We start from the raw sequence: 20,204 nt of genomic DNA on the forward strand, positions 1-20,204 counted from the left end.
TCCAGCTAGTGTGCGAAAAAACTTATTGCTGCCTTCATATATATATGCTACTATAGCTGTAAATTAAAGGAATAGTAACGGAAGCACCGTTCAATTACCGTATCCACGGTTATTGTCGGTGCTTTTTTTGCTGTCTTTTTTAAGGAAATAATGGATTTCTTCTTATCGAAAGGAGCGTGGTTTCATGGCGGCAAGGATTGTGCTCGCAGTGCGTGAAAGTCAATATATCGAACCATTACTGCACTATCTTCATCACAGCGAGTACGGAGAAATGCTGCGTATTACGGCTTTTAGCCGAATGGATGCTTTTATCGAATTTATGAGGGGGGAGGACATCCCGGATGCTGTTGTGGGGGACTCTTCTTTTATTGAGGCTTGGCTAGTAGAGGGGAAAAGCACGGTTCCATGGGCAGTTTTGAGTGAGGATGGAGGTTATCTCGGTAAGAGTGTTAAGAGTCTGGGAGGGGGAGTGATGATTGCCAAATATCAGGCGCTTCCTTCCCTCCTGGGAGCATTTCTCCAGTTATGTGAAGTTCAGAGAGGTAGAGGATCTTCTGTGCTAGATGAAACGCTGTTGCTGGGGGTTGTCTCTGCTAGCGGTAACATAGGCAAAACAACGATAGCATTGAATATGGCGAAGCAGCTTGGTGAAATGGGCCTTTCGGTGTTTTATCTGAACCTTGAGAGTGTAGACAGCAGTGGGTTGTTTCTCAGAATCCCTACAGGTCATACGGCTGGACTAGAGCGACTGCTATATGAAATAAAGGCTAATCGAGACAAGGATGAAGCGGATACGATTGAATTAGGACAATACTTCATTAGATATGATCACCTCCGAACTGCTGCTTTCAGACCAGTTATTAATGTGAAGGAAATGCTGCAGATGACTTTGCAAGATACGCTGGATTTGTTAGAGCGGCTGGTTGCGGAGAGAAACTTTGATGTTGTTATTGTGGACACCGGCAGCATCGAGGAAGAGCGTGCGAAGGCTGTGCTGCAGCGAAGTGGGATTCTACTTTGGGTCCTGAAAAATGATGATGTAAGCATGTATAAGACTATGAGATGGCTGTCGCATTGCACCGCTCCTAACTCTGGCATGTCCCCCCATGTCATGGACAAGAGTAAATTTGTAGTGAATTTTGCAGTGGATCGTTTGGAAGAGTGGGTGCCTCCTGAAGGAATTATCATTGAAGGCGTATGTCCCTTTATCCCATCATGGGCGCTGCAACACCGTGAGGAGCTCTTTTTGAACTCTCCACAATTTCAGCAGGAGATCTTGCAGTTGTGCAAGCGGATTGTAGAGCCAGCACTCCCATTAGTTTTTACAGGGAAGAATATCCATGAATGAGGAGATGTTCAGGGCGCTGCGTAGTGAGATTCGTGCAGGGCTTGATGTGACTTCTGCAGTAGGAAACCGTGAACTTACTGGGTTTATCGAACGAACGATTCTAGAAAGTGAAAGCCTCCGTTTCTTAACAGCACAGGAGAAGCATGAGTTAGTTAAGAGACTATTTGACTCCTTCCGAGGGTTGGATGTGCTTCAGCCATTAGTGGATAATCCGGCGATCACGGAGATTATGATCAATAGTCATACTGAGATTTTTATAGAAGAGGAGGGTCAGATTCGTCGTCTTCCTTTGGAATTTGAGTCCAGCAGCAGGCTGGAAGACATTATCCAAACGGTAGTATCCGGTGTTAACAGGGTAGTAAATGACTCCTCTCCTATCGTTGATGCCCGGTTGAAGGATGGATCCCGTGTGAATATTGTACTTCCGCCAGTCTCACTGAAGGGACCAGCGATGACCATACGTAAATTCCCGGAGAAGCCGATGACGATGAATGAATTGGTGAGCCGTGAAGCTTTAAGCCTGGAAGCAGCAGAGCTACTGCAAATCTTAGTAGCTGCTAAATACAACATTTTTATAAGCGGGGGAACGGGCTCGGGGAAGACCACCTTTCTAAATGCATTATCTCAGTTTATCCCTTCACAGGAGAGGGTCATCACAATAGAAGATTCTGCTGAGCTACAGATTGTAACGGTGCCAAATCTTGTTTCCCTGGAGACTAGGAACGCGAATACGGAAGGCAGAGGGGAGATTTCCATTCGAGATTTGATTCGTTCTTCGCTGCGGATGAGACCCAATCGAATTGTTGTGGGTGAGGTACGTGGAGCGGAATGCCTCGATATGCTACAGGCGATGAACACTGGGCACGATGGAAGCTTGTCCACAGGGCATAGTAACAGCGCGCACGATATGGTCAGTCGACTGGAGACGATGGTGTTAAGTGCTGCGGATCTGCCGGTAACGGTTGTTCGTCAACAAATCTCATCGGCGATTGATATATTCGTACACTTATCCAGGCTCCGTGATCGTTCTAGGCGAGTGATGGAGATTTGTGAGGTTGCAGGCCTGAAAGATGGTGAAGTGGTCTTGAACCCTCTATATGAATTTCGAGAGTCCGGTGAACGAGAGGGTCGGGTACAAGGAGGGCTGGTTTCTTGCGCAAACCAGCTTATGCATACAGCAAAGCTTAGAATGGCTGGTGTAACCTCCTATCCGTTATCACAGGCTGGATTCTGAATTCTAAAAGGGGGAAGAGGTAGTGTTTAAAATTAAGTTTGCTGCTGAAAAACCTAAGAAAGCTGATTCCAGAGGCCATTCATTATTGCCGGATTATACGGTATACGAGTTGACCTTGATACAGAAAACTCTGGCTATTGCAGTAGGTGGTTTGCTGCTGTTTGGAGTGGGATATCTTTTTTATCATCATTGGATACTGTCGTTACTACTTATGCCAGGTGGGCTGTATGCACCTCGTATGCTGCGTAATTATTTGCTGAAAAGACGCCGGAGTATGCTTAATTTACAGTTTAAACAGACGTTATTTTCATTGTCTTCCTCACTCTCAGCAGGGCGATCGGTCGAGAATGCTTTCCGGGAAGCGGTCCAAGACTTACGTATGCTGGACCCGGAGGGGGGCGGCGATATGATCTCGGAGCTAAATATTATCTGTACGCGCATGGAATACGGTCAGCCAGTGGAGGAAGCGCTTCGGGATTTCAGTGAAAGAGCAGGAATGGAAGATATTGAGCGGTTCGCTGACGTGTTCACTGTATGTAAACGTACAGGCGGCGATCTGGTAGAAGTAGTGCGCCGTACGTCTACGATTATTGGAGAGAAGCTGGATATTCAGCAAGATATTACTGTAAGCATTTCACAGAAGAAATTCGAAGCGAAAGCGCTGTTAATATCTCCACTAATTATGGTGATCTTTATGAGTTTGACTGCAGGAGACTATATGCAGCCCATGTACACAGGAGCGGGTATAGCCATATCGACGCTTGCATTAGTAGCTTTGTTTTTATGTTATCTCTGGACTACTAAAATAATGGACATTCCGCTGTGAAGGGGATGAAATCATGCGATGGCTATGTGCAGTAGTCACTATATTTTTACTTGTTGTCTGGGCTCTGTTACGAATTAAATGTGGAAAAAGATATGACGGATTAAGAGAACTTCCCATGGAAGGATTACGACTTCGGAAGCTGGGTGAACCTCTGTTGCTGCTCATTGAGAAAACCGGCATTGTCAGTCGTTTTCCATCATTGATGTTCAGGATTCAACGTTCCCTGCAGCGAAGTTATGGGATGCGTTACAGTGCAGAACGAACCCTGTTGTTCATGGGTGAGATGCTTAGCTACAGTTGGTTGCTGCTTGTGGGTGGAAGTTTGATCACAGGGTTTAGCGGCGATCAGACAGGTCTGATTCTAGGTTTTTTCTTGGCGGGAGCTCTACCAGCTGCTATGGTGAGTGATTTACATAAAAAGGTGAGGGTGAGAGAGCAGAATATTATGCTCGAGCTACCAGAACTTCTGAACAGCATTGTATTGCTGGTAGGAGCAGGTGAGACTGTGCAACGGGCGATTATCCGCTGTGTGGAGAGCCACCGAGGTGATGTTAATCACCCATTGTATAAGGAACTTAGGATCATGACCAGTGAATGGGAAGGAGGGTATTCATTTCAGCAGGCATTCGAGAATTTTAGCAAGAGATGTGCAGTGCAGGAGGTATCGTTGTTCACGACGACGGTTCTTCTGAATTATCGCAGAGGTGGAGCGGATTTTGTGTTATCGCTACGCGATCTCTCGCGGATGCTGTGGGATAAACGGAAAGCTATCAGCCGAACGCGAGGGGAGCAAGCTTCCTCTAAACTAGTCTTTCCGATGGTAGTTATCTTTTTAATAGTAATTGTACTGGTGGGAACGCCAGCATTCATGATGTTAAAAATGTAGGAGGGTGAAACTAATGATGACGACAATGTTGGGTAGCGTGAAGAATTTTTGGAAGGACGAGGAAGGCCTGGGGACACTGGAAATGATTCTGATTATTGCAGTGCTGATTGCGGTCGTTCTTTTGTTTAAGGACAAAATTCAGGAAGTAGTGGAGGCTTTGATTAAAACTGCGGGAGAAAAGAGCCAGGAAGTATTCGAGTGAAAATGTTTAAGGACGATCGAGGCAGCTTTACTATTGAAGCTTCAATTCTACTACCAATGGTCATGTGTATTACAATGCTTCTTCTGTTCTTCTGTTTGTATAGCTACCAGAAGTCTATGCTTCTGCAAGTGGCCTCAGGGGCTACTGAGCGTGCGGCTTACAATTGGGACAACAGCCATAAAGAGGTTTCTGGCTCCTATGCTGCAGGTGAGTATGACTCCCTTTATTGGAGAATTGGAGATGATGCTTTGCTAGCCTCTTTATTCGGCGGAGAAGCTGGAAGTGATGGCGCGGCAATAGAGCTACCTGGTGAAGTGTCAGAGGAAAGTGATCTACCAGTGCTTAAACTCAGACATTCGTCCTCTATGATTCCGAATAATATGCCGGGAAATTTGAACTACGCATATTCACTTGCAGGACGGAAAGTAAGTGCTGAATTAAATCGTCTACTGCACTTACCTGTACTTGATGAAGTTTTGTCTGATGAGGCAAAGCCGACTGTAAAAACTCAATCTATCATCGCTGAGCCTGTTGAGTTTATCCGTACGGTCGACCTGATGCGTTACTTCGGGGCTAAGTTCAAGGGAGGCTCAGAGGGTACTAGTGGGTCTGGAGTCCACATGGAGAAGAAGGATGCATCCGCGATGATGACCAAGCTTCAGGATAAGTGAATATTTCCTTGCTAGTAGATCTTGTATCTATTGAAGGTAGGGATAAGGAGGGAGGTTTTGATGAGGAGCATCTTTACCAGTTGCCTTGTTAGCGGTAAGAGTCGAAAGAAACAGAGGCAGGGTAAGGGCAAAACGGAAGGTTCAGTCTCAATTTTTCTAATTATGGTACTGGCTTTCGTCTTTTTATTTACCGCTGTGCTGATTGACTATGCGCGGATTGCTGCCTTCAATGTTCAGGAGGAACGTTTAGCGAGGGCTAGCGTTCGCTCTATAATGTCATCTTACGATGTTGAGCTACGAGAAAAGTATGGTTTATTCGCCTTTGGAGAGAGTGACGGGGATATGCTGCTGTCTCAGGTACTCAATGATAATATGCATAAAAGTGGTAGGAGTGACACGTTCAATCTTGTACCCTTCGCTTTGGAATCGTCATCTTTGAAATGGAGCAGGCCGCTGGGTAGCTATGATGTTGTGAGTCGACAAATACTGGAGGAAATGAAGTATAAGGCTCCGGTGGATTTTGCTTTGGAATTGGCAGGTAAATTCAAGCCGATGTCAGGAGTAATGGCAGAGGCCTCACGGGCTACTGAACTACTTAGTAAGCTGCAGCCGTTATATGACGAGCGAGAAGAGGCTTTGGATCTTATGTTAGAGCAGAGAAGCCAGGCTGCAGAGAGTGGAAGAAGGTTACTTCAATGGATTATGAATCCGCCTGCAGAGTCCATTTCTGCCAGTTCACTCGGAAGTATGCAATCGGCGGCGGATATTCCCGCACAGTATAGTGACTATCTTGGGAAATATTACGATGATCTTTATCGTGATAGTAAAAAGCCTGCAAAGTACACTTATCAATTGTCTCTATACCGGAGTAGAACTACTGAAATGTTATCGCGGCTGCCTGCCTTATTAACAGCTTTTCGTGAAGATCATGAAAGATCAATGGAGGGAGCGAATGAAGCGTTAAAGAAGGCAGAGCAATTGAATGACGAGATGAGAAATATATTGGAACAGTCACGAATGGAGGGGGTGGATCTATCAAATGATCCTGCTAATGACTGGGATATTCCGGCGAGCTCAGGAGAGATAAGCTCAGACCCGCTTAAAAAGCTGCGTGAGCAGGAAGATGCACTGATTCTCTCCTCAACTGATCTAAGTCAGATGGAGAATAGTATATCTATGCAGCAAAGTTCTTACGAGGCCATTGAACCTATCGTAACAGGAATGTCGGGTGTGCTGTATGAAGCTTTGAGTGAATATGGTGACTCCTATCAAATGATCTCTTCTGTTCTTGAAGCTTCACGCGTAGTGAATAACTATCTACAAAATTACGGTAAGAAGGGAAGTATTATCGTTAGTGATTTGGCTTTAATCGAACAGCACCGTAGCTCAGATAAAGAGCGTAAGCAATTGGAGAGAGAAGCAAAATCAAAGCTGGGTGAAGCGAAAGCATTGCTTGATAAAATTCGAATGATGGGTAACGGAGTGACAGATTCTCTGAAAAGCTATCAAACACTTCGTCAATATTACGAGGAGAATATTGCTTTTAATAAGGAATTAGTATCAGATCCACTTGTTAAATCTGAAGTAAGCACTAACCCGTATACTGCTGGGAGTTCGGCGATGGAGGATATGGACGGAATCTATGCAGAGATGGGTGGCATTATGGGAGGGGCTAGAGATAGACTTTTTCAAACGGAGTATTCTGCTCTCTATTTTCAACATTTTGATGTTTCCAAGTTAGCTACTCTAGCACAAGGTTCTGAGGGCACAGGCGAACTTACAGACCAGCTTAATCCTCAAGCGCAAGAGCTGGAATACATTCTTTATGGATTTCATAATCCCGCTGGAAATGTAGCCGCAGCGTATGCTGAAATATTTGCCATGCGGCTGTCTATTCGAACGATGGAAGGTTTTATTGAGAAGGCAAGTTTAGGAAACCCATTGGCTGTTCTGGCCGCAGCACTGTTGTATGGGATCCAGCAAGCTATTCAGGACATGTTGTTACTCTGTGAGAAAGATTCCATACCACTGTCTAAATATTTACCAGCCCAGCTGACTTATCGTGATCATTTGCGGCTGTTCATGATGCTGCATGGAGGCGGGAATGTTCAATTATCTCGGATGCTGGCTCTCATTCGACTGAACACAGGAATAAATCCAGATGAAAGAAGTACGTATGTCTCGTCGAATATTAAGCTTGGAATGCGACTATGGTTTCTACCGGGTGTTGTGAAGCTATTGGATTATAGCGCTGGGTATTCTGGAGAAGTGCAAGGCAGTACATATATGAGAGCAGTGCAGGCTGATTTTTCATACTAGCAGGAGGTTGGTAAGGATATGGGGGACGGGTACCGGATTAGGAGGAAGACGAAGGAAGAAGGCAGCATGATAGTAGAAGCGGCGATGGTACTTCCGATCTTCCTACTGTTTGTTTTGTTCCTAATTTCTATCGTACAGATGACCTTGTATTCAACAGCCTTACAAAGCACAGCATCTGATACTGTGAAATCTATTTCAACGCATATGTACCCGGCAGCTTTGGCTGTGCAGAAATGGGGAGCAACAAGCGAAGCTGGCGCTAATCCAGTGAAGGATGGCACCGACCTATCCGCTGGCAATCAAGCCGAATCGAATTGGACGATTCCTCGCTTGTCACTTACAGATTGGGGCAGCAGTTATGCAATGTCATTACCTAAGCCGCTGAATGAGTGGGTCATGTCAGCTTTAGAGAAGGGCGAGGGACCTCTGCAGAAGCTACAGGCTGAGACCTCTGAAAGTGTACTGGATCTAGCGATAAAACCCCTATTAAAGCCGTATCTGTCATCAGACTTACTGGATTATGATCGAATTCATGTATCCAACATTATCGTGCCTGAGTTAAAGAAGGGTACCCGACCTTACTTTGGATTGGTGGTTAGCTATGAGCTGCCGATAAAGGTTCCCTTTCTAAACCAACGCATTGTACTTGAGGCAAGTGCTGTTGAACGTCTTTGGATCGGAGATACAGGAGAGGGTACAAATAAGGGCAATGACGGCAATGACGGCACTGGTCAACCAGAGGATTTTATTAAGATTTTGGAGAAACCGAATCCAGCTGTAGCCAATAAGCAAGGCAAAGTTCGTGCTAAAATTCCGCCGAATGCTTCCGCTAGTTTATCCGTTTTTTATAAAAGCGGGGGAAGCACTGCTAAATATTTAGGCTGGAAACAAGCGGATGCGGACGGATATATCGAGTGGGAGTGGAAAATTGGTGTGAATACCACACCGGGCTCGTGGCCATTTGTAATTCAGCTCGATGACGGTAGATCTATTGAGGTGATGTTCACAGTAGTGAAATGAGTGAAGGGGAAAGGAGTGTAATCCATGGCGGAGTGGGCCTTCTGGGGATGTCTGCCGTTTCTGGCAGCTGCATTTATTACGGATATAAAGTCGATGAGAATACCAAACTGGATCACTGTCTCAGGCTTGCTTGCTGGTCTGCTTGCTCAAGCGCTGATGAACGGCTGGGATGGACTGCTTAAGGCTGGTGTAGGTGCCGCTGCAGGATTTGCAGTGCTTCTAATTATGCATTTGATAGGGGCGGTTGGTGCAGGGGATGTTAAGCTTTTTGCCGGGATTGGGGCGTGGACAGGAATGCTATTTACATTGCAGGTCGTGATGTACTCCGTACTGTTTGGGGCCTTGATAGGCTGGCTAATTGTCTTAAAGAGACGGGAGACAGGCAGGCATACGCGTAAGATCTTTAACACAATTTCCGGATTTATATTATTGAAGAGTTCATTCCTAATAAGAAATAAAGATAATGAGCTGTTGAGATTTCCCTTTATGCTGGCTGTAGTCCCTGGTACCATTTGCGCTTATCTTTATTTTTAAAATAGGAGGTGGTGATGCTTGTTGTACGGATTATCCCGTGACTTTATGCAGCAGGACGGTATATATATGATGCTTGGCGAACCAGAAGGAATGCCGGTGGGTAAGCTTAATATGGTTCAAGCTCGTATGCTGATGAACACTGACATTCCTCATCATTTAAGGTTGTTGCTTAGGGAAATTGATTTAAAGGTTACGATGGAATATGCTGTTCTGCGTAAAAAAATGCTCAGTCATTTGCTCAAAAGTGAGAAGTTGAGCATGACCTCATTTTTTGGATTACTTCTACAAATTGCGCAAGGGATGGAAGATGGCAGGTTATATATGCTTCGGGCGGATCAGTATGCTTTGCATGAAGATTATATTTTTATTGAAGGATCATTGCAGAGTGGTAAGGTATATCTCACCTATATCCCTGTTCAGGGGAATGAGCCTGTTTCTAGGCTGGGAGAGTCCCTCAAATTGCTGATCATGGTGATGATGGCTTCTATCACAGAGCTTACTGGGAGTGGTGTTCAAAGAGTACTGCAATACTGTGGGGAAGAAGAATTTACACCAGCGGGCTTAAAGGGTCTTCTCTCAGAGCTGTTGACAGAGGGCGACTCTTGTAGAGGACAATTCAGTAGTAACGCAGAAATGGCATATACATCTCCTAAGTTGACAGAAGTACGCCCGGCAGAGCCTGAAAGACGAATGCAAGAGAGAGTAAGGGAACTGTTTGTGAATGAGGTAGCTGCTCCCCAGAAAAAAATGAGTGAGCGGAACGAGGATAAGGGTCTGCGTACGCAGCAGAATTCAGCTCCGTGGTTAAATAGCTATTCAAGTCCGAATCTTAGGGTGAAAGAAGAGGAAAGGTCTCTTCGGTCTACAGACGATAATAAGTTGACGAATTCACAACCCTCAAGCTCAAGAACCTATATTATTCTAGGTTGCTTATTGGGTGATGCATTATTATGGAAATTCCTATATTTGAATAACCCAAAACCGTTATGGCTAGCCGTTTGTGGGATCGCAACGATTGCCTTGGCTACTTTTAGCTGGATGGTATGGAGCGAAAGGATTAGGTTTGGAAGTGACGAAGAAAAGGAACATACGAGTGAGGATTCTGAAGATACAAACCGGAGTCCGAATCGAAGAGAACTGGAGTGGGATTTCGGTAGGAATCCTGTGACCACTGTGCGTCCAGCAGCATCGATTCCAAAGGGAGATCAGCATCCATCCGACCCTTTATCTAACATTCCGTCTGTGCGATCTGAATCAAGGAAAGAGGAGGATAGTTCTGGAATACCACCAGGTCCAATAGCCCCAACCGCTTTATTATCACGGGAGGTAACACCTGAGCAAGGCAAACGAAATGAGAAGCTAGCTCGAAATGTTCCTTATCTCAAAAGAAGCGATGAGGAAGAGGCAGAGTCGGAAACCATAGCGTTAAACCGAACTAGCTTTATCATTGGCCGATCGGCAGAAGTAGCTCAGTATGTAGAAAGATCAGAAGGAGCTTCAAGAGTACATGCGGAGATATCTAGGAGCCCAAGCGGATACGTACTTAAGGATCTCGACTCCAGAAATGGAACGCTTTTTCAAGGCGAAGCCATGATCCCTTACAAAGAGTACCCGCTGTCAGAGGGGACCGTATTTAAGATTGTAAAAGGAAGTTACACATTCCACATGGGATGAAGAGTACAAGCAAAGAATGTTAATTCTGCTATTTTTGGCTTTTTAAATCTTCTAAAGCGGTTTGAAGTGTGGGGAAGGTAAAGATAAAGCCATGTTCTAATGCCGCCGATGGAAGAACGCGTTGTCCTTTGAGCAAGATCTCAGACAATTCACCTACTGCTGTTTTTAACAGGATGGCGGGTAGTGGGAACCAATGCGGCCGTTTGTATACTTTGCCGATCGTTCTACCGAACTCTTCGTTCGTGACCGGATGTGGTGCAGTCGCATTAACAGGTCCGGCGATGGTGGGATTCTGAATACAAAAATCGATTAGACGGACGATATCCGTCAGGTGAATCCAGGATACCCACTGGTTTCCCGCGCCGATATTACCACCAAAGCCCAGTAAATAAGGTAGCTTCATTTTTGGGAAAGCACCGCTTTCATTGCCGAGCACAACCCCAGTACGCAACTTGATCATACGGATATTCTTGTATGCTTCATCAGTAGCCTCTTCCCAGGTCTTAACCACTTCTGAAGGGAAGTCCATGACATGAGCTAGTGATGATTCACTAAAGGTATCTTGCAAAGAGGTTCCGTAAATAGCTACAGCGGACGCCTGAATGACTACAGGAGGTTTGTGTTTCAAACGGTCGAGTAGCTTAGCAGCAGCGGAAACGGTTGCAAGACGGGATTGCATGATTGCCTTTTTACCACTTGGACTCCAACGTTGGCTAAGAGAAGCGCCAGCAAGATTGACCAAGGCATCAGCATTTTCTATGGGTGCTTGATCATTGTTAAGGCTGTCCCATGTGTGGTAACTCAGCTTAGGATGATATGGCGCAGCTTTAGGTAGATTGCGACCGACGATTGCAACTTCATTGCCTGCTAGTAGCCAGTATTTTGCTAGTTCGCTGCCAATAAAACCGGTGCCGCCACATATCACATATTTCATAAGGTGGGCCTCCGTTCTGAACGCGACATTTGATTAGCAATCACTTAAACAAATGCTGGTAAGCAGAGTAGTCGATTTTATTCTTTTCAAGAAAATTGACGAGGAAACGATTGTCACGCCGTGGTGTGGCGACTATGTAACCTTTAATGCAGTGATCACGAGTAACCTCTTTTGCATTACTTTCCACAGCGATCTTACCGATCTCGGCAGCAATGGAATGTTTGGCGATATCGCGAAAAGGGCTAGGCACAGGCTGAACAAGCTGGTCTAAGAAAGCTTTTGATTCATCACTCCAGAGTGAACGACTGCGTTCTACCCAGTAATTTTGCCAGTCCAGCTTTGATTTTCCATCAGCTTTTGGCAACACCTTTAGGAATTTCCGGAACATAAAAAAACCGCCGATACACATGGAACCCAGCAGCATAAATGTCCAGAAAGCGATAGAGTTCATGAACCAATTGCTCGGTGTTGCGGATAATAAACCAAGTCCTGATTGGATAGACATGCATGCACCACCTTTTGGCAATGAGTATTCTCACATAATTTAATCTCATATTAAAGTATAGCTTATTTCCAAAGTTTTGCGAAGCAGAACCCAGCATATTGACCTTGTCTAGATTTATTTTTCTGATCACGGTAGAATAGGGGGTAATTCGTGAAGGAAAGAGGGAAGAAGTATGCTGAAAATAGGTTCACACGTGTCTTGCTCGGACAAGGGTCTTTTGACCGCAGCAAATGAAGCAAATGAGTATGGTTCCAGCTCATTTATGATATATACAGGAGCGCCACAGAACACGCGCCGCAAGCCGATTGATGCCATGTATCCGGTTGAAGGAAAGCAAGCAATGAAAGAAAACGGTGTGGAGGAGATTGTCGTCCACGCACCATACATTATTAATCTCGCTTCCTATAAAGAGAACACGTATCAGTTGGCCGTTGATTTCTTACAAGAGGAAATCCGCCGTACGCACGCACTTGAGGTCAAGCATATCGTATTACATCCAGGTGCATTCACTGATAAGGATGCAGAATACGGCATTCAGCGGATTGCAGATGGCCTTAATGAGGTTCTTGGGGGAACTAATGAAACGGAAGTTCATATCGCCCTAGAAACTATGGCTGGTAAGGGAACAGAGATCGGGCGCAGCTTCGAGGAGATTGCTTCTATTATTGATAAGGTTGAACATAACGAGCGTTTATCCGTATGTCTTGATACTTGTCACATTCATGATGCTGGCTATGATATCGTTAATGATTTGGATGGCGTTCTAAACAAGTTTGATGAGATTATCGGCTTGAATCGTCTTGGGGTTATCCATATCAATGACAGCAAAAATCCATGTGGAGCAGGTAAAGACCGTCACACTCCAATTGGTTCGGGTTGGATCGGTTTTGATACGATTAACAAAATCGTACATCATGAGAAATTGACAGGTCTGCCATTCATTCTTGAGACGCCATGGGTTGGTAAAGATGCGAAGAAACAGCGTCCGATGTATGAGGTAGAGATTGCTTTGCTCCGTGGTAACGTAGCGGAACGATTTGGACCGGAGTTTATAGAGGATGTTGAAAAACTGCGTGATTTTTTTGCTAATAAGGAGATCGATTCCCGTCAATTTGTGCTTAATGTCTGGGAGATGCTGAAGAACGATGCCAAGGCTAAAAAAGCTGATCCACGTGAACCGCTGGAGCGTCTATATGATGAAGTCATCGCTGCCGAGCTGTTCCCGCAATTGAGCGAGGAAGCCATTAATCATCGCTTGATTGCATGGTTAGCAGGCAAGTAAGTGCTCGTTCACGCATAAGTTAGACTTCAGATTGCACATGTAGATGAGAGGATGGGATGAGGATCATGGAATTACACGTAAAAAGAAACAATTCGTCAGGTGTTGAGTCTTATTCCAACCGGGCGCGTATGCTCATTTCTTGTCCTGACGGACCGGGAATCGTGGCGGCTGTATCACACTTTCTGTATCAGCATGGCGCGAATATTGTGCAATCGGATCAGTACACAATGGATCCAGATGGCGGAATGTTCTTCATGAGAGTTGAGTTTGACCTTCCCGAATTAGGAGATCGTCTGGAAGAGATACGTTCTTTGTTCGGCGGGGTGGCTGAACGTTTCAAGATGAACTGGAAAATTTTCAATGTTCGTCATAAGAAAAGATTAGCCATATTTGTCTCTAAAGAAGACCATTGTCTTGTGGAGCTGCTCTGGCAGTGGCAAGCTGGTGATCTAGAAGCCGACATCGCTCTCGTCGTGAGCAACCATTTGGATATGAAATCGTATGTCGAGTCCTTCGGCATTCCTTTTCACCATATTCCAGTTACAGCTGATACTAAGGCTGATGCGGAAAAACGTCAGCTTGAGGTCATCGGAGACGACATTGATGTTATAATTCTGGCTCGGTATATGCAGATTATCTCACCGTCGTTTATTGAGCATTATCGCCACCAGATTATTAATATTCATCACTCCTTCTTGCCAGCCTTTATTGGTGGTAATCCTTACGCCCAAGCGTACCAACGCGGGGTGAAGATTATCGGAGCAACTGCTCACTATGTTACAGAAGAGCTTGATGGTGGCCCGATTATTGAACAGGATGTACAGCGGGTAAGTCACGGTGATGATGTCATCGAGCTGAAGCGGATTGGACGCACCATTGAGCGGGTTGTTCTGGCTCGTGCGGTGAAGTGGCATATCGAAGACCGGATCCTCGTCCATCAAAATAAGACCGTAGTGTTTAAATAAAAGGTTATTTTCCGGTGAGAGCCTATGGTATGAACCTGAGCGCTTTTACCGGAACTCTATAATCTAATAGCTCTCTAAATCTCTACAGGTAAAAAAGCATTTTACCAGCAGCTTGGCTATTTACGCCAAGTTGTTTTTTGTCGTTTTTCAAAACTGTGTTTTTGAGGAGGTGGAAGGCTTGGCTTTACAGCGTAGGCAACTGTTGAAACGCAATTATTTCTTCGCAAGTCTCATTTTGATTACTGGAGTCGGCGGATTGCTAGGCTACGATCTCTACTTCAAGCCCTACGTACTATCCCGAACTGTGGTCAAAATCAAGGTGGAAGGCGGGGAGCTTCTTCCAAAAAACTATGAGCTGAAAGCAAGTGATTTATATCTGGATTCTGTACAGACCAAGGATATACCTTCAGGTGTAATTACAGAAATCGCACAAGTGGAGCACAAAATTACGAATGTAAATCTGACCAACGGAAGTATTTTGACGGCATCCTTAGTGGATGTTAGTGATTTAGAACCTCTCAAGGATGAAGGGATTTTTCCTATACCAAAGGAAGCGATCTATGCCATCAATGGTTCACTGCGCAGCCGGGATAAGGTAGATATTTATCTTGTTGATGGAGACCGAGAGAGGCGGAGTGAATCGCTTAGCCCAAACAAGAAGGAAGAGGAAGAACTGATCGTGCAGAGCCCAATTAGTGAACCTGCAAAGGAGGTGTTTATATCTGGAGTCACCGTGAATTATGTGCGAACAGAAGACAATAATGATGTGCTGGATTCAGAAAAGGGAAACAACAATAATCGGTTCACTTCGACTGGCAAGGTGGCGACACCAGAATTGAAGCTGAAGAAAAGTGATGGCGAGCGGCTCGGACAATTTTTGGAGCAGGGAAAGAAGCTGTGGATCGTACGGGTCGAGTAGGAGGGAAGAGTCTTGAAAATATTTAGTCTAGGCATAGATCAGTTAACCATTAATGATATCAAAAATGCAGGATTTATTGTAATTACACAAAGCGTACTTCCTGATCCATCTCATGCAGAGGGCCATATGCTAATGGTTACCAGTGACCAGATTCAAGCTCAGTCACTTAGCGAACTGCGCCGGAATTATCCGAGCTCAATGATCCTATATGTATATTTGCAAAAGGGAATCAGTGGTTACCAAGCTGTACATATGTTGTGTGAAAGCTTAGGAATCTATTTTATCCCTCCTCGTTCTACCTCGTCAGTGGTGATAGAGAAGATTCGCTTTATTCTAGACGAGGACGGGGAGGAACGAAGTAATCTGGTTGGTTTTTTTGGATCTGGTCCTGGGATCGGCTGCACTAGTGTAGCCAAACTGTTCGCAAGACGAATTGCCGCGGCAGGCCTTCGTGTTATTGTCCTTGGACTTGATTTATATGATCCCGGATATGACCGCAAAGCTACAATTAGTCTGGATAGGCTTCGATCAAGGCTCACAGGGAAGATGATTCATGATGAGGATTTTGAACAATTGATTAAGCAAGACGGTTACTCGTATCTCCCAGGCAATTACGATTACTTGAGTGCACAAGATTATCAGGAGGATGAGATTGAATATTTTTTGGCTAGAGCGGGGGCAAATGCAGATGTGGTTATTGCTGACTTCGGCTCTATTCCGGAAAGTGCAGCATGGTATGTCGGAATGCACAAATCGGCACTGCGTATGATCGTCACTCATCCAAAGCATGAATACAGACTCGAACCTCTACTAGAGCTTGCTGGGCATATGGATCTACGTCCACATGATTTTCAACTGATTATTAACCGCAGTAATGTGGAAGAAATATCTTCTCCTAAAAATCTAGCGCTTCGCTTTGGGACTGAAATCTTGCTGGAGCTGCCGTATTACCAGCCTTTGCAGGAAAGCTTACCTTTAGGCAAAAAAGAGCTGCAGCATGTGGATGATAAGGTACATTCTTTGCTCGTGTCCATGAGCCTGGCGCCAGAAGCTAAAAAGAAAGGCATATTCCTATGAATGGAAATCAACTGAATCGTCCGTTGTTCTCTCTAAAACAAAGTATCCTACGCATGAGCAAACCGGGCAAGGAAGACTTTTACGCATTTTTGCAAAAAATGAAAAACGATATGAATGAAGGGCTGGAACGTGAGGATGATGCTTACTTCGAGTTAAATGCGAAGGCGCTAATTGGCGATCCGCAGGCGGTTAGCTTTTTTATGAATGAGATAGAGAAATACTTGCGGAAGACACCCTTTACGGGAAAGGTTCCAGAAGCATACAGAACGGCTGCAGAAGCGCTCTATCATGAATGGAAGGGTTTTGGTCCGGCGTATCGTTGGTTTACTGATCGTGCATACAGTGAATCAACCGGGCTACAGATGATCGGAAAGCAGATCTTTTATAACCAGAAAGGTGAGTTTGTAGCTTATCCATATGAGATGCCTTCACTAGATCGGGTTGAACAGTTAAAGCGCTCCTTATTAAAAAGTGATCCCAACAAAAAGCTGAACAAGGACAACCCTTCAGTGGAGTTTAAAATGGATGACCCGCTCTGGCCTGGTCGATTTATTAGGCTTGCCATTTGGGTATCCCCGAGAGTATGGGATGGCTTCACCACAATATCGTTACGGCGGCAGGTTGTAGAGTTTCTGAGTCTAGAAGATCAGGCGGGTACAGAATGTATTCCTGCGGAAGCGGTTGAAATGATTCGGGCGTTATCGTCTACCTTTCGCAATACCATTATTGCGGGCGCTGTAGGCTCGGGAAAAACAACCTTTGCAAATACGATCGTCGGTGAGCAACTGCTCGGATCTTCATCCTGTATGGGTGTAGTAATGATAGAAAAGCATCCGGAGTCGATTTTACCTTACCAGATTAAAGGGCACCGAATTATTCCAATCCAGGCTGCGAATGAGGAATTGATGGAGGTAGGGGTAGAATCGCTGCGGCATGACCCCAACATTTTGTATATGACGGAAATGCGGTATAACGAATGGGAATTTTATCTTTGGAGTGGGGAAAAAGGGTATGACGGCATCACCGGAACCTTCCACACCGTTGATTCGGAGGATATTCCTTATCAAGGCGCTTTTGCCGTGTCGACAAGGATTGGCGGGAGCCTTAAGGGGCATTTGATCTCTGCACTGAAATCGTGCGAGCTGGTTTTTATTTTGGAAAGTGTTCCGAACGGGAAGAAGCGGTTAACGCGAATATCGGAAGTCTTTTATGACGAGGAAAAGAACTCTGTATTTGCGAATGATCTGATGCGCTGGGAACCCCAGAAGATGTGTTGGTCCTATAATGACAGGCTGACGAAGAACCTGATTCTGAAGATGACTAGGAAAAATGAGCAGGCAACACAGTTGCTCCAGAAAGAGCTGGGACAGCTTGCAGCAGCAAAACCAATGGATCAGCCTATCAAAGAAAGCTTGAAATCTAAGATCATTCTTAACGAGTGAGGAGGTGAAACCGTGGATTTATTATTGTATATTCTTCGTTTTGTCCTTCATTTGTTAATTGTATGGGGAATTTGGCTGCTCATTAAACCGCTAATCGAACGGCATTTACGACAAGTGGGTCAGAAATTCGATTTTCGTATCAAACATAAAATGAGTATTTTTGGCAAAAGAGTTAGCTCGGTAAAAAAAAGGCTGTGGCTCTACCGTCATCTAGATAATCTTTTATATTTCGTACACCGAAAGTATGAGCCGGGAATTAGCGTTATGCGTTTTATGACGCGTACAGCAATAGTGTTTATCGCGGTTTTTCTATCAGGACTACTGACGCTAAGCGAGCTTCCTGGACAATTGAGTTTTAACAATCCTTTTCTGGAAGGGATAACTTTTAACGAAGGGCGTTCGATTCAGGGGGCATGGAGATTTCCACTTTTTATGGCTGTGATTTCTGCGACGATTCCTTATTTTCGTATGAGATACATCTACGCGCAGAGGAAGGTGCATGGAAGCTATGATTTACTCGATGTAGTCAAAATCTCCACCAAATTCACTCACTTGTCGGTAGATTCCGTTCTCGATCGGACAGCGGATTTTCTTACGGATAAGAATGTGTTGAAGGGGCCTTTGAAGCTGCTAGGGGCTGCGTTTTCCAATTACAGTAATGAGAAGGAGCTTGTTGAGGAAGCCGGGAGATTTTCCAATGCGATTGGTACTACCTTCGCCCTAGAATTTATATCGGATTTGCTCTATGCCGAGAAGGAAGGAACCCGTTATTTAAAAAGCTCACTGATGCTGTTAAACCGTTCTATGGAGCAACAGAGAGAAACGATTTTGACTGTAAAAGCGGGAAGTAGAGATGCGATCAGCCTTGGCTTATACGGGAATCTTTTGGTGCTGGTATCAACGGTTGGAACCTTTATGTACATGCTGAAGCCTGATATCTATTTCCAATTGCAGTTTGAGACTACAGTAGGACTTTCTTTTTTGATGGTGATCGTCTCCGGTCTTTTTATTTCTTTTGTGATCAGCACTATTCTCGCCAGACCTAAACTGGACTACCACTAAGGTGATGAGCTATGGACAGATTGTTACTATTAGTTACTGTAATCGGGATTGTTTATGTCGCATTACTTGTCTTTGTAAGCAGTAGTAGTAAACAGGAAAGATATCTTGTCCGATTAGGACTACGGTGGAATGAGCTTGGGGATCGGGTGCAGGGGGATAGACTTCAGCAATTATTAAATGATTCTGGTTTATCGATTGCGGCCCGTAAAATTACGCTTTTCCGTTACTCTGCAGCGCTGATTTATTTAATAACTCAAGTCGTCAGTGATTTCATTCGTTCTAATTCTTTTTCTATCTATGACCCTCTAATTGCTCTACTTATTCTCGTAATCAGCAGTCCGATGCGCTATCTTCCGTTTGGCTGGGTGCTTGCATGGCTTCATCAAAAAACGGTTATTAAAAAAGACGGTGAGCTGATCTCTTTCATCCGTCTATACGAGAATAATCGGCTACGCAAGCGCGGATATGCGCAATTTGGCACTTTTTGCGGGAGTACGGCTGGACATTTTCAATATATACGTCAGGATCTGTACGAGTTGTCAGAACGAGCAGTAGATGAGGGTGTGGAGGGGGCGATTGAATGGTTTTGTGCAAAGTTTCCGGATAATCATAGTTTTATTAATGACATTCGTTCCATTTTGCTGGCTACTGAGGGTATGGATGACGACACAGAAGCGGCGAATTATTTGCGTGAGCAAAGTAAGATTATCTCCAAAATCTCCAGCGATCAGTATTTGAAAAAGTGGTCTTTTATCGGTGATCTATCTACGATCATTAATGTTATCCCATCGATTGCTACTTTTTTGATGATCGTCGCGATGGCGATGCAGTACATTTTACTGATCAAAGGGAATTTTAATGGGGTGGGTATGTTCCAGTGAAAAATAGTATATTCAATATTATTTAAAAAATATAAAATAAAAGGGAAATTTTAACAATGAAAAAGGACGCTATTTCTACAGGTTTGTTTATTGCTATTGGATTTTTATGTGTGGCCATCGTAATTGCCGTTTTGATTCCTGTAGTTCGAGATGTAATTGATGCTACGGATGATAATAAACCGACGATTCCGGGTGTGACACTTATTCAACCGCTGGATTCCAGCCAAACGGCAACTGCTCGGGTCTTAACCCATACTTCGGTTTAATTCGATTATGAAAAAAGACTCTATCTCCATAGCAATGTTTCTGGCTATTGGCTTTGTGATCGCAGGGATGTTTATCACAGTAGCTACGAATATCATTGGCAGCAGTCAAGACGATATCATTACACATACTAAGCAAGTAGAGCAATATTAGAAGGAG

Annotated in this window: 21 protein-coding genes; 19 read left to right on the forward strand and 2 right to left on the reverse strand. The window is 44.6% G+C overall.

Going from position 1 to position 20,204, the window contains the following annotated elements; genetic code table 11:
- Nucleotides 1-184 precede the first annotated feature (184 nt).
- The 10 genes from MKX60_RS25270 to MKX60_RS25315 are packed head-to-tail and all read left to right on the forward strand — an operon-like array spanning nt 185 to nt 10,714.
- Nucleotides 185-1,348, forward strand: coding sequence for a hypothetical protein (locus MKX60_RS25270; RefSeq protein ID WP_076284058.1), 1,164 nt, complete (start codon nt 185-187; stop codon nt 1,346-1,348).
- Nucleotides 1,341-2,582, forward strand: a complete 1,242-nt coding sequence (locus MKX60_RS25275; protein ID WP_076284059.1) for a CpaF family protein — start codon at nt 1,341-1,343, stop codon at nt 2,580-2,582. The genes MKX60_RS25270 and MKX60_RS25275 overlap by 8 nt, the downstream gene beginning before the upstream one ends.
- A 22-nt stretch (nt 2,583-2,604) precedes the next feature.
- A complete protein-coding gene (locus MKX60_RS25280) occupies nt 2,605-3,408 on the forward strand; it encodes a type II secretion system F family protein (RefSeq protein WP_076284060.1) in 804 nt (267 codons plus the stop codon).
- Between the two features lie 10 nt (nt 3,409-3,418).
- Nucleotides 3,419-4,294 (forward strand): type II secretion system F family protein, encoded by an 876-nt coding sequence (locus MKX60_RS25285; protein WP_076284061.1) that lies wholly within the window; start codon nt 3,419-3,421, stop codon nt 4,292-4,294.
- A 13-nt stretch (nt 4,295-4,307) separates the two neighbouring features.
- Nucleotides 4,308-4,496 (forward strand): Flp1 family type IVb pilin, encoded by a 189-nt coding sequence (locus tag MKX60_RS25290; protein ID WP_042185540.1) that lies wholly within the window; start codon nt 4,308-4,310, stop codon nt 4,494-4,496.
- Nucleotides 4,497-4,498: 2 nt separating this feature from the next.
- Complete coding sequence (locus MKX60_RS25295; protein WP_076284155.1) at nt 4,499-5,167, forward strand: TadE/TadG family type IV pilus assembly protein; 669 nt, start codon at nt 4,499-4,501, stop codon at nt 5,165-5,167.
- A gap of 60 nt (nt 5,168-5,227) precedes the next feature.
- Nucleotides 5,228-7,486, forward strand: a complete 2,259-nt coding sequence (locus MKX60_RS25300; RefSeq protein WP_076284062.1) for a hypothetical protein — start codon at nt 5,228-5,230, stop codon at nt 7,484-7,486.
- 18 nt (nt 7,487-7,504) lie between these two features.
- On the forward strand, nt 7,505-8,506 hold the full coding sequence (locus tag MKX60_RS25305) for a TadE/TadG family type IV pilus assembly protein (RefSeq protein ID WP_076284063.1): 1,002 nt from the start codon (nt 7,505-7,507) through the stop codon (nt 8,504-8,506).
- A 24-nt stretch (nt 8,507-8,530) separates the two neighbouring features.
- Nucleotides 8,531-9,040: an A24 family peptidase gene (locus tag MKX60_RS25310; RefSeq protein ID WP_076284064.1), complete on the forward strand. Its 510-nt coding sequence runs from the start codon at nt 8,531-8,533 to the stop codon at nt 9,038-9,040.
- Nucleotides 9,041-9,058: 18 nt separating this feature from the next.
- A complete protein-coding gene (locus tag MKX60_RS25315; protein WP_076284065.1) occupies nt 9,059-10,714 on the forward strand; it encodes a DUF6382 domain-containing protein in 1,656 nt (551 codons plus the stop codon).
- A gap of 28 nt (nt 10,715-10,742) precedes the next feature.
- Here the strand turns inward: MKX60_RS25315 and MKX60_RS25320 are convergent, their stop codons facing one another.
- Both MKX60_RS25320 and MKX60_RS25325 read right to left on the reverse strand, forming a co-directional pair.
- Nucleotides 10,743-11,648 carry a TIGR01777 family oxidoreductase gene (locus tag MKX60_RS25320; protein WP_076284066.1) on the reverse strand — a complete coding sequence of 302 codons (906 nt, stop codon included), beginning with the start codon at nt 11,646-11,648 and terminating at the stop codon, nt 10,743-10,745.
- A 40-nt stretch (nt 11,649-11,688) separates the two neighbouring features.
- Nucleotides 11,689-12,153, reverse strand: coding sequence for a DUF2621 domain-containing protein (locus tag MKX60_RS25325; protein ID WP_042124904.1), 465 nt, complete (start codon nt 12,151-12,153; stop codon nt 11,689-11,691).
- Between the two features lie 172 nt (nt 12,154-12,325).
- On the opposite strand from MKX60_RS25325, the gene MKX60_RS25330 reads away from it, so the two are divergent.
- The 9 genes from MKX60_RS25330 to MKX60_RS25370 all read left to right on the forward strand — a co-directional run bounded on the left by MKX60_RS25330 (nt 12,326) and on the right by MKX60_RS25370 (nt 20,198).
- Nucleotides 12,326-13,435, forward strand: coding sequence for a deoxyribonuclease IV (locus MKX60_RS25330; RefSeq protein WP_341061338.1), 1,110 nt, complete (start codon nt 12,326-12,328; stop codon nt 13,433-13,435).
- A 65-nt stretch (nt 13,436-13,500) separates the two neighbouring features.
- Entirely contained in the window at nt 13,501-14,400 is a 900-nt protein-coding gene (gene purU, locus MKX60_RS25335) for a formyltetrahydrofolate deformylase (RefSeq protein ID WP_341049777.1), read from the forward strand.
- Between the two features lie 178 nt (nt 14,401-14,578).
- Nucleotides 14,579-15,319, forward strand: coding sequence for an SAF domain-containing protein (locus MKX60_RS25340; RefSeq protein WP_341061339.1), 741 nt, complete (start codon nt 14,579-14,581; stop codon nt 15,317-15,319).
- Between the two features lie 12 nt (nt 15,320-15,331).
- The gene (locus MKX60_RS25345) at nt 15,332-16,396 is read left to right on the forward strand and encodes a hypothetical protein (protein ID WP_341061341.1); all 1,065 of its coding nucleotides are present in this window, start codon (nt 15,332-15,334) and stop codon (nt 16,394-16,396) included.
- Entirely contained in the window at nt 16,393-17,838 is a 1,446-nt protein-coding gene (locus MKX60_RS25350) for an ATPase, T2SS/T4P/T4SS family (protein WP_341061343.1), read from the forward strand. The genes MKX60_RS25345 and MKX60_RS25350 overlap by 4 nt, the downstream gene beginning before the upstream one ends.
- Nucleotides 17,839-17,850: 12 nt before the next feature.
- The gene (locus tag MKX60_RS25355) at nt 17,851-18,900 is read left to right on the forward strand and encodes a hypothetical protein (RefSeq protein ID WP_076284071.1); all 1,050 of its coding nucleotides are present in this window, start codon (nt 17,851-17,853) and stop codon (nt 18,898-18,900) included.
- 11 nt (nt 18,901-18,911) lie between these two features.
- The gene (locus tag MKX60_RS25360) at nt 18,912-19,781 is read left to right on the forward strand and encodes a hypothetical protein (RefSeq protein ID WP_076284072.1); all 870 of its coding nucleotides are present in this window, start codon (nt 18,912-18,914) and stop codon (nt 19,779-19,781) included.
- A 56-nt stretch (nt 19,782-19,837) separates the two neighbouring features.
- Nucleotides 19,838-20,047 carry a hypothetical protein gene (locus tag MKX60_RS25365; protein WP_076284073.1) on the forward strand — a complete coding sequence of 70 codons (210 nt, stop codon included), beginning with the start codon at nt 19,838-19,840 and terminating at the stop codon, nt 20,045-20,047.
- 7 nt (nt 20,048-20,054) lie between these two features.
- Nucleotides 20,055-20,198 (forward strand): hypothetical protein, encoded by a 144-nt coding sequence (locus tag MKX60_RS25370; RefSeq protein ID WP_179085743.1) that lies wholly within the window; start codon nt 20,055-20,057, stop codon nt 20,196-20,198.
- Nucleotides 20,199-20,204 lie beyond the last annotated feature (6 nt).

Origin of the sequence: Paenibacillus sp. FSL R5-0914 (assembly GCF_038004525.1) — a bacterium.
GTDB lineage: Bacteria > Bacillota > Bacilli > Paenibacillales > Paenibacillaceae > Paenibacillus_AQ.

What these genes read in the sequence shown, in the direction of transcription:
- MKX60_RS25270 (WP_076284058.1), top strand. Translation starts at nt 185, where the DNA reads ATGGCGGCAAGGATTGTGCTCGCAGTGCGTGAAAGTCAATATATCGAA.
- MKX60_RS25275 (WP_076284059.1), top strand. Translation starts at nt 1,341, where the DNA reads ATGAATGAGGAGATGTTCAGGGCGCTGCGTAGTGAGATTCGTGCAGGG.
- MKX60_RS25290 (WP_042185540.1), top strand. Translation starts at nt 4,308, where the DNA reads ATGATGACGACAATGTTGGGTAGCGTGAAGAATTTTTGGAAGGACGAG.
- MKX60_RS25295 (WP_076284155.1), top strand. Translation starts at nt 4,499, where the DNA reads ATGTTTAAGGACGATCGAGGCAGCTTTACTATTGAAGCTTCAATTCTA.
- MKX60_RS25300 (WP_076284062.1), top strand. Translation starts at nt 5,228, where the DNA reads ATGAGGAGCATCTTTACCAGTTGCCTTGTTAGCGGTAAGAGTCGAAAG.
- MKX60_RS25305 (WP_076284063.1), top strand. Translation starts at nt 7,505, where the DNA reads ATGGGGGACGGGTACCGGATTAGGAGGAAGACGAAGGAAGAAGGCAGC.
- MKX60_RS25310 (WP_076284064.1), top strand. Translation starts at nt 8,531, where the DNA reads ATGGCGGAGTGGGCCTTCTGGGGATGTCTGCCGTTTCTGGCAGCTGCA.
- MKX60_RS25320 (WP_076284066.1), bottom strand. Translation starts at nt 11,648, where the DNA reads ATGAAATATGTGATATGTGGCGGCACCGGTTTTATTGGCAGCGAACTA.
- MKX60_RS25325 (WP_042124904.1), bottom strand. Translation starts at nt 12,153, where the DNA reads ATGTCTATCCAATCAGGACTTGGTTTATTATCCGCAACACCGAGCAAT.
- MKX60_RS25330 (WP_341061338.1), top strand. Translation starts at nt 12,326, where the DNA reads ATGCTGAAAATAGGTTCACACGTGTCTTGCTCGGACAAGGGTCTTTTG.
- purU (WP_341049777.1), top strand. Translation starts at nt 13,501, where the DNA reads ATGGAATTACACGTAAAAAGAAACAATTCGTCAGGTGTTGAGTCTTAT.
- MKX60_RS25350 (WP_341061343.1), top strand. Translation starts at nt 16,393, where the DNA reads ATGAATGGAAATCAACTGAATCGTCCGTTGTTCTCTCTAAAACAAAGT.
- MKX60_RS25360 (WP_076284072.1), top strand. Translation starts at nt 18,912, where the DNA reads ATGGACAGATTGTTACTATTAGTTACTGTAATCGGGATTGTTTATGTC.
- MKX60_RS25365 (WP_076284073.1), top strand. Translation starts at nt 19,838, where the DNA reads ATGAAAAAGGACGCTATTTCTACAGGTTTGTTTATTGCTATTGGATTT.
- MKX60_RS25370 (WP_179085743.1), top strand. Translation starts at nt 20,055, where the DNA reads ATGAAAAAAGACTCTATCTCCATAGCAATGTTTCTGGCTATTGGCTTT.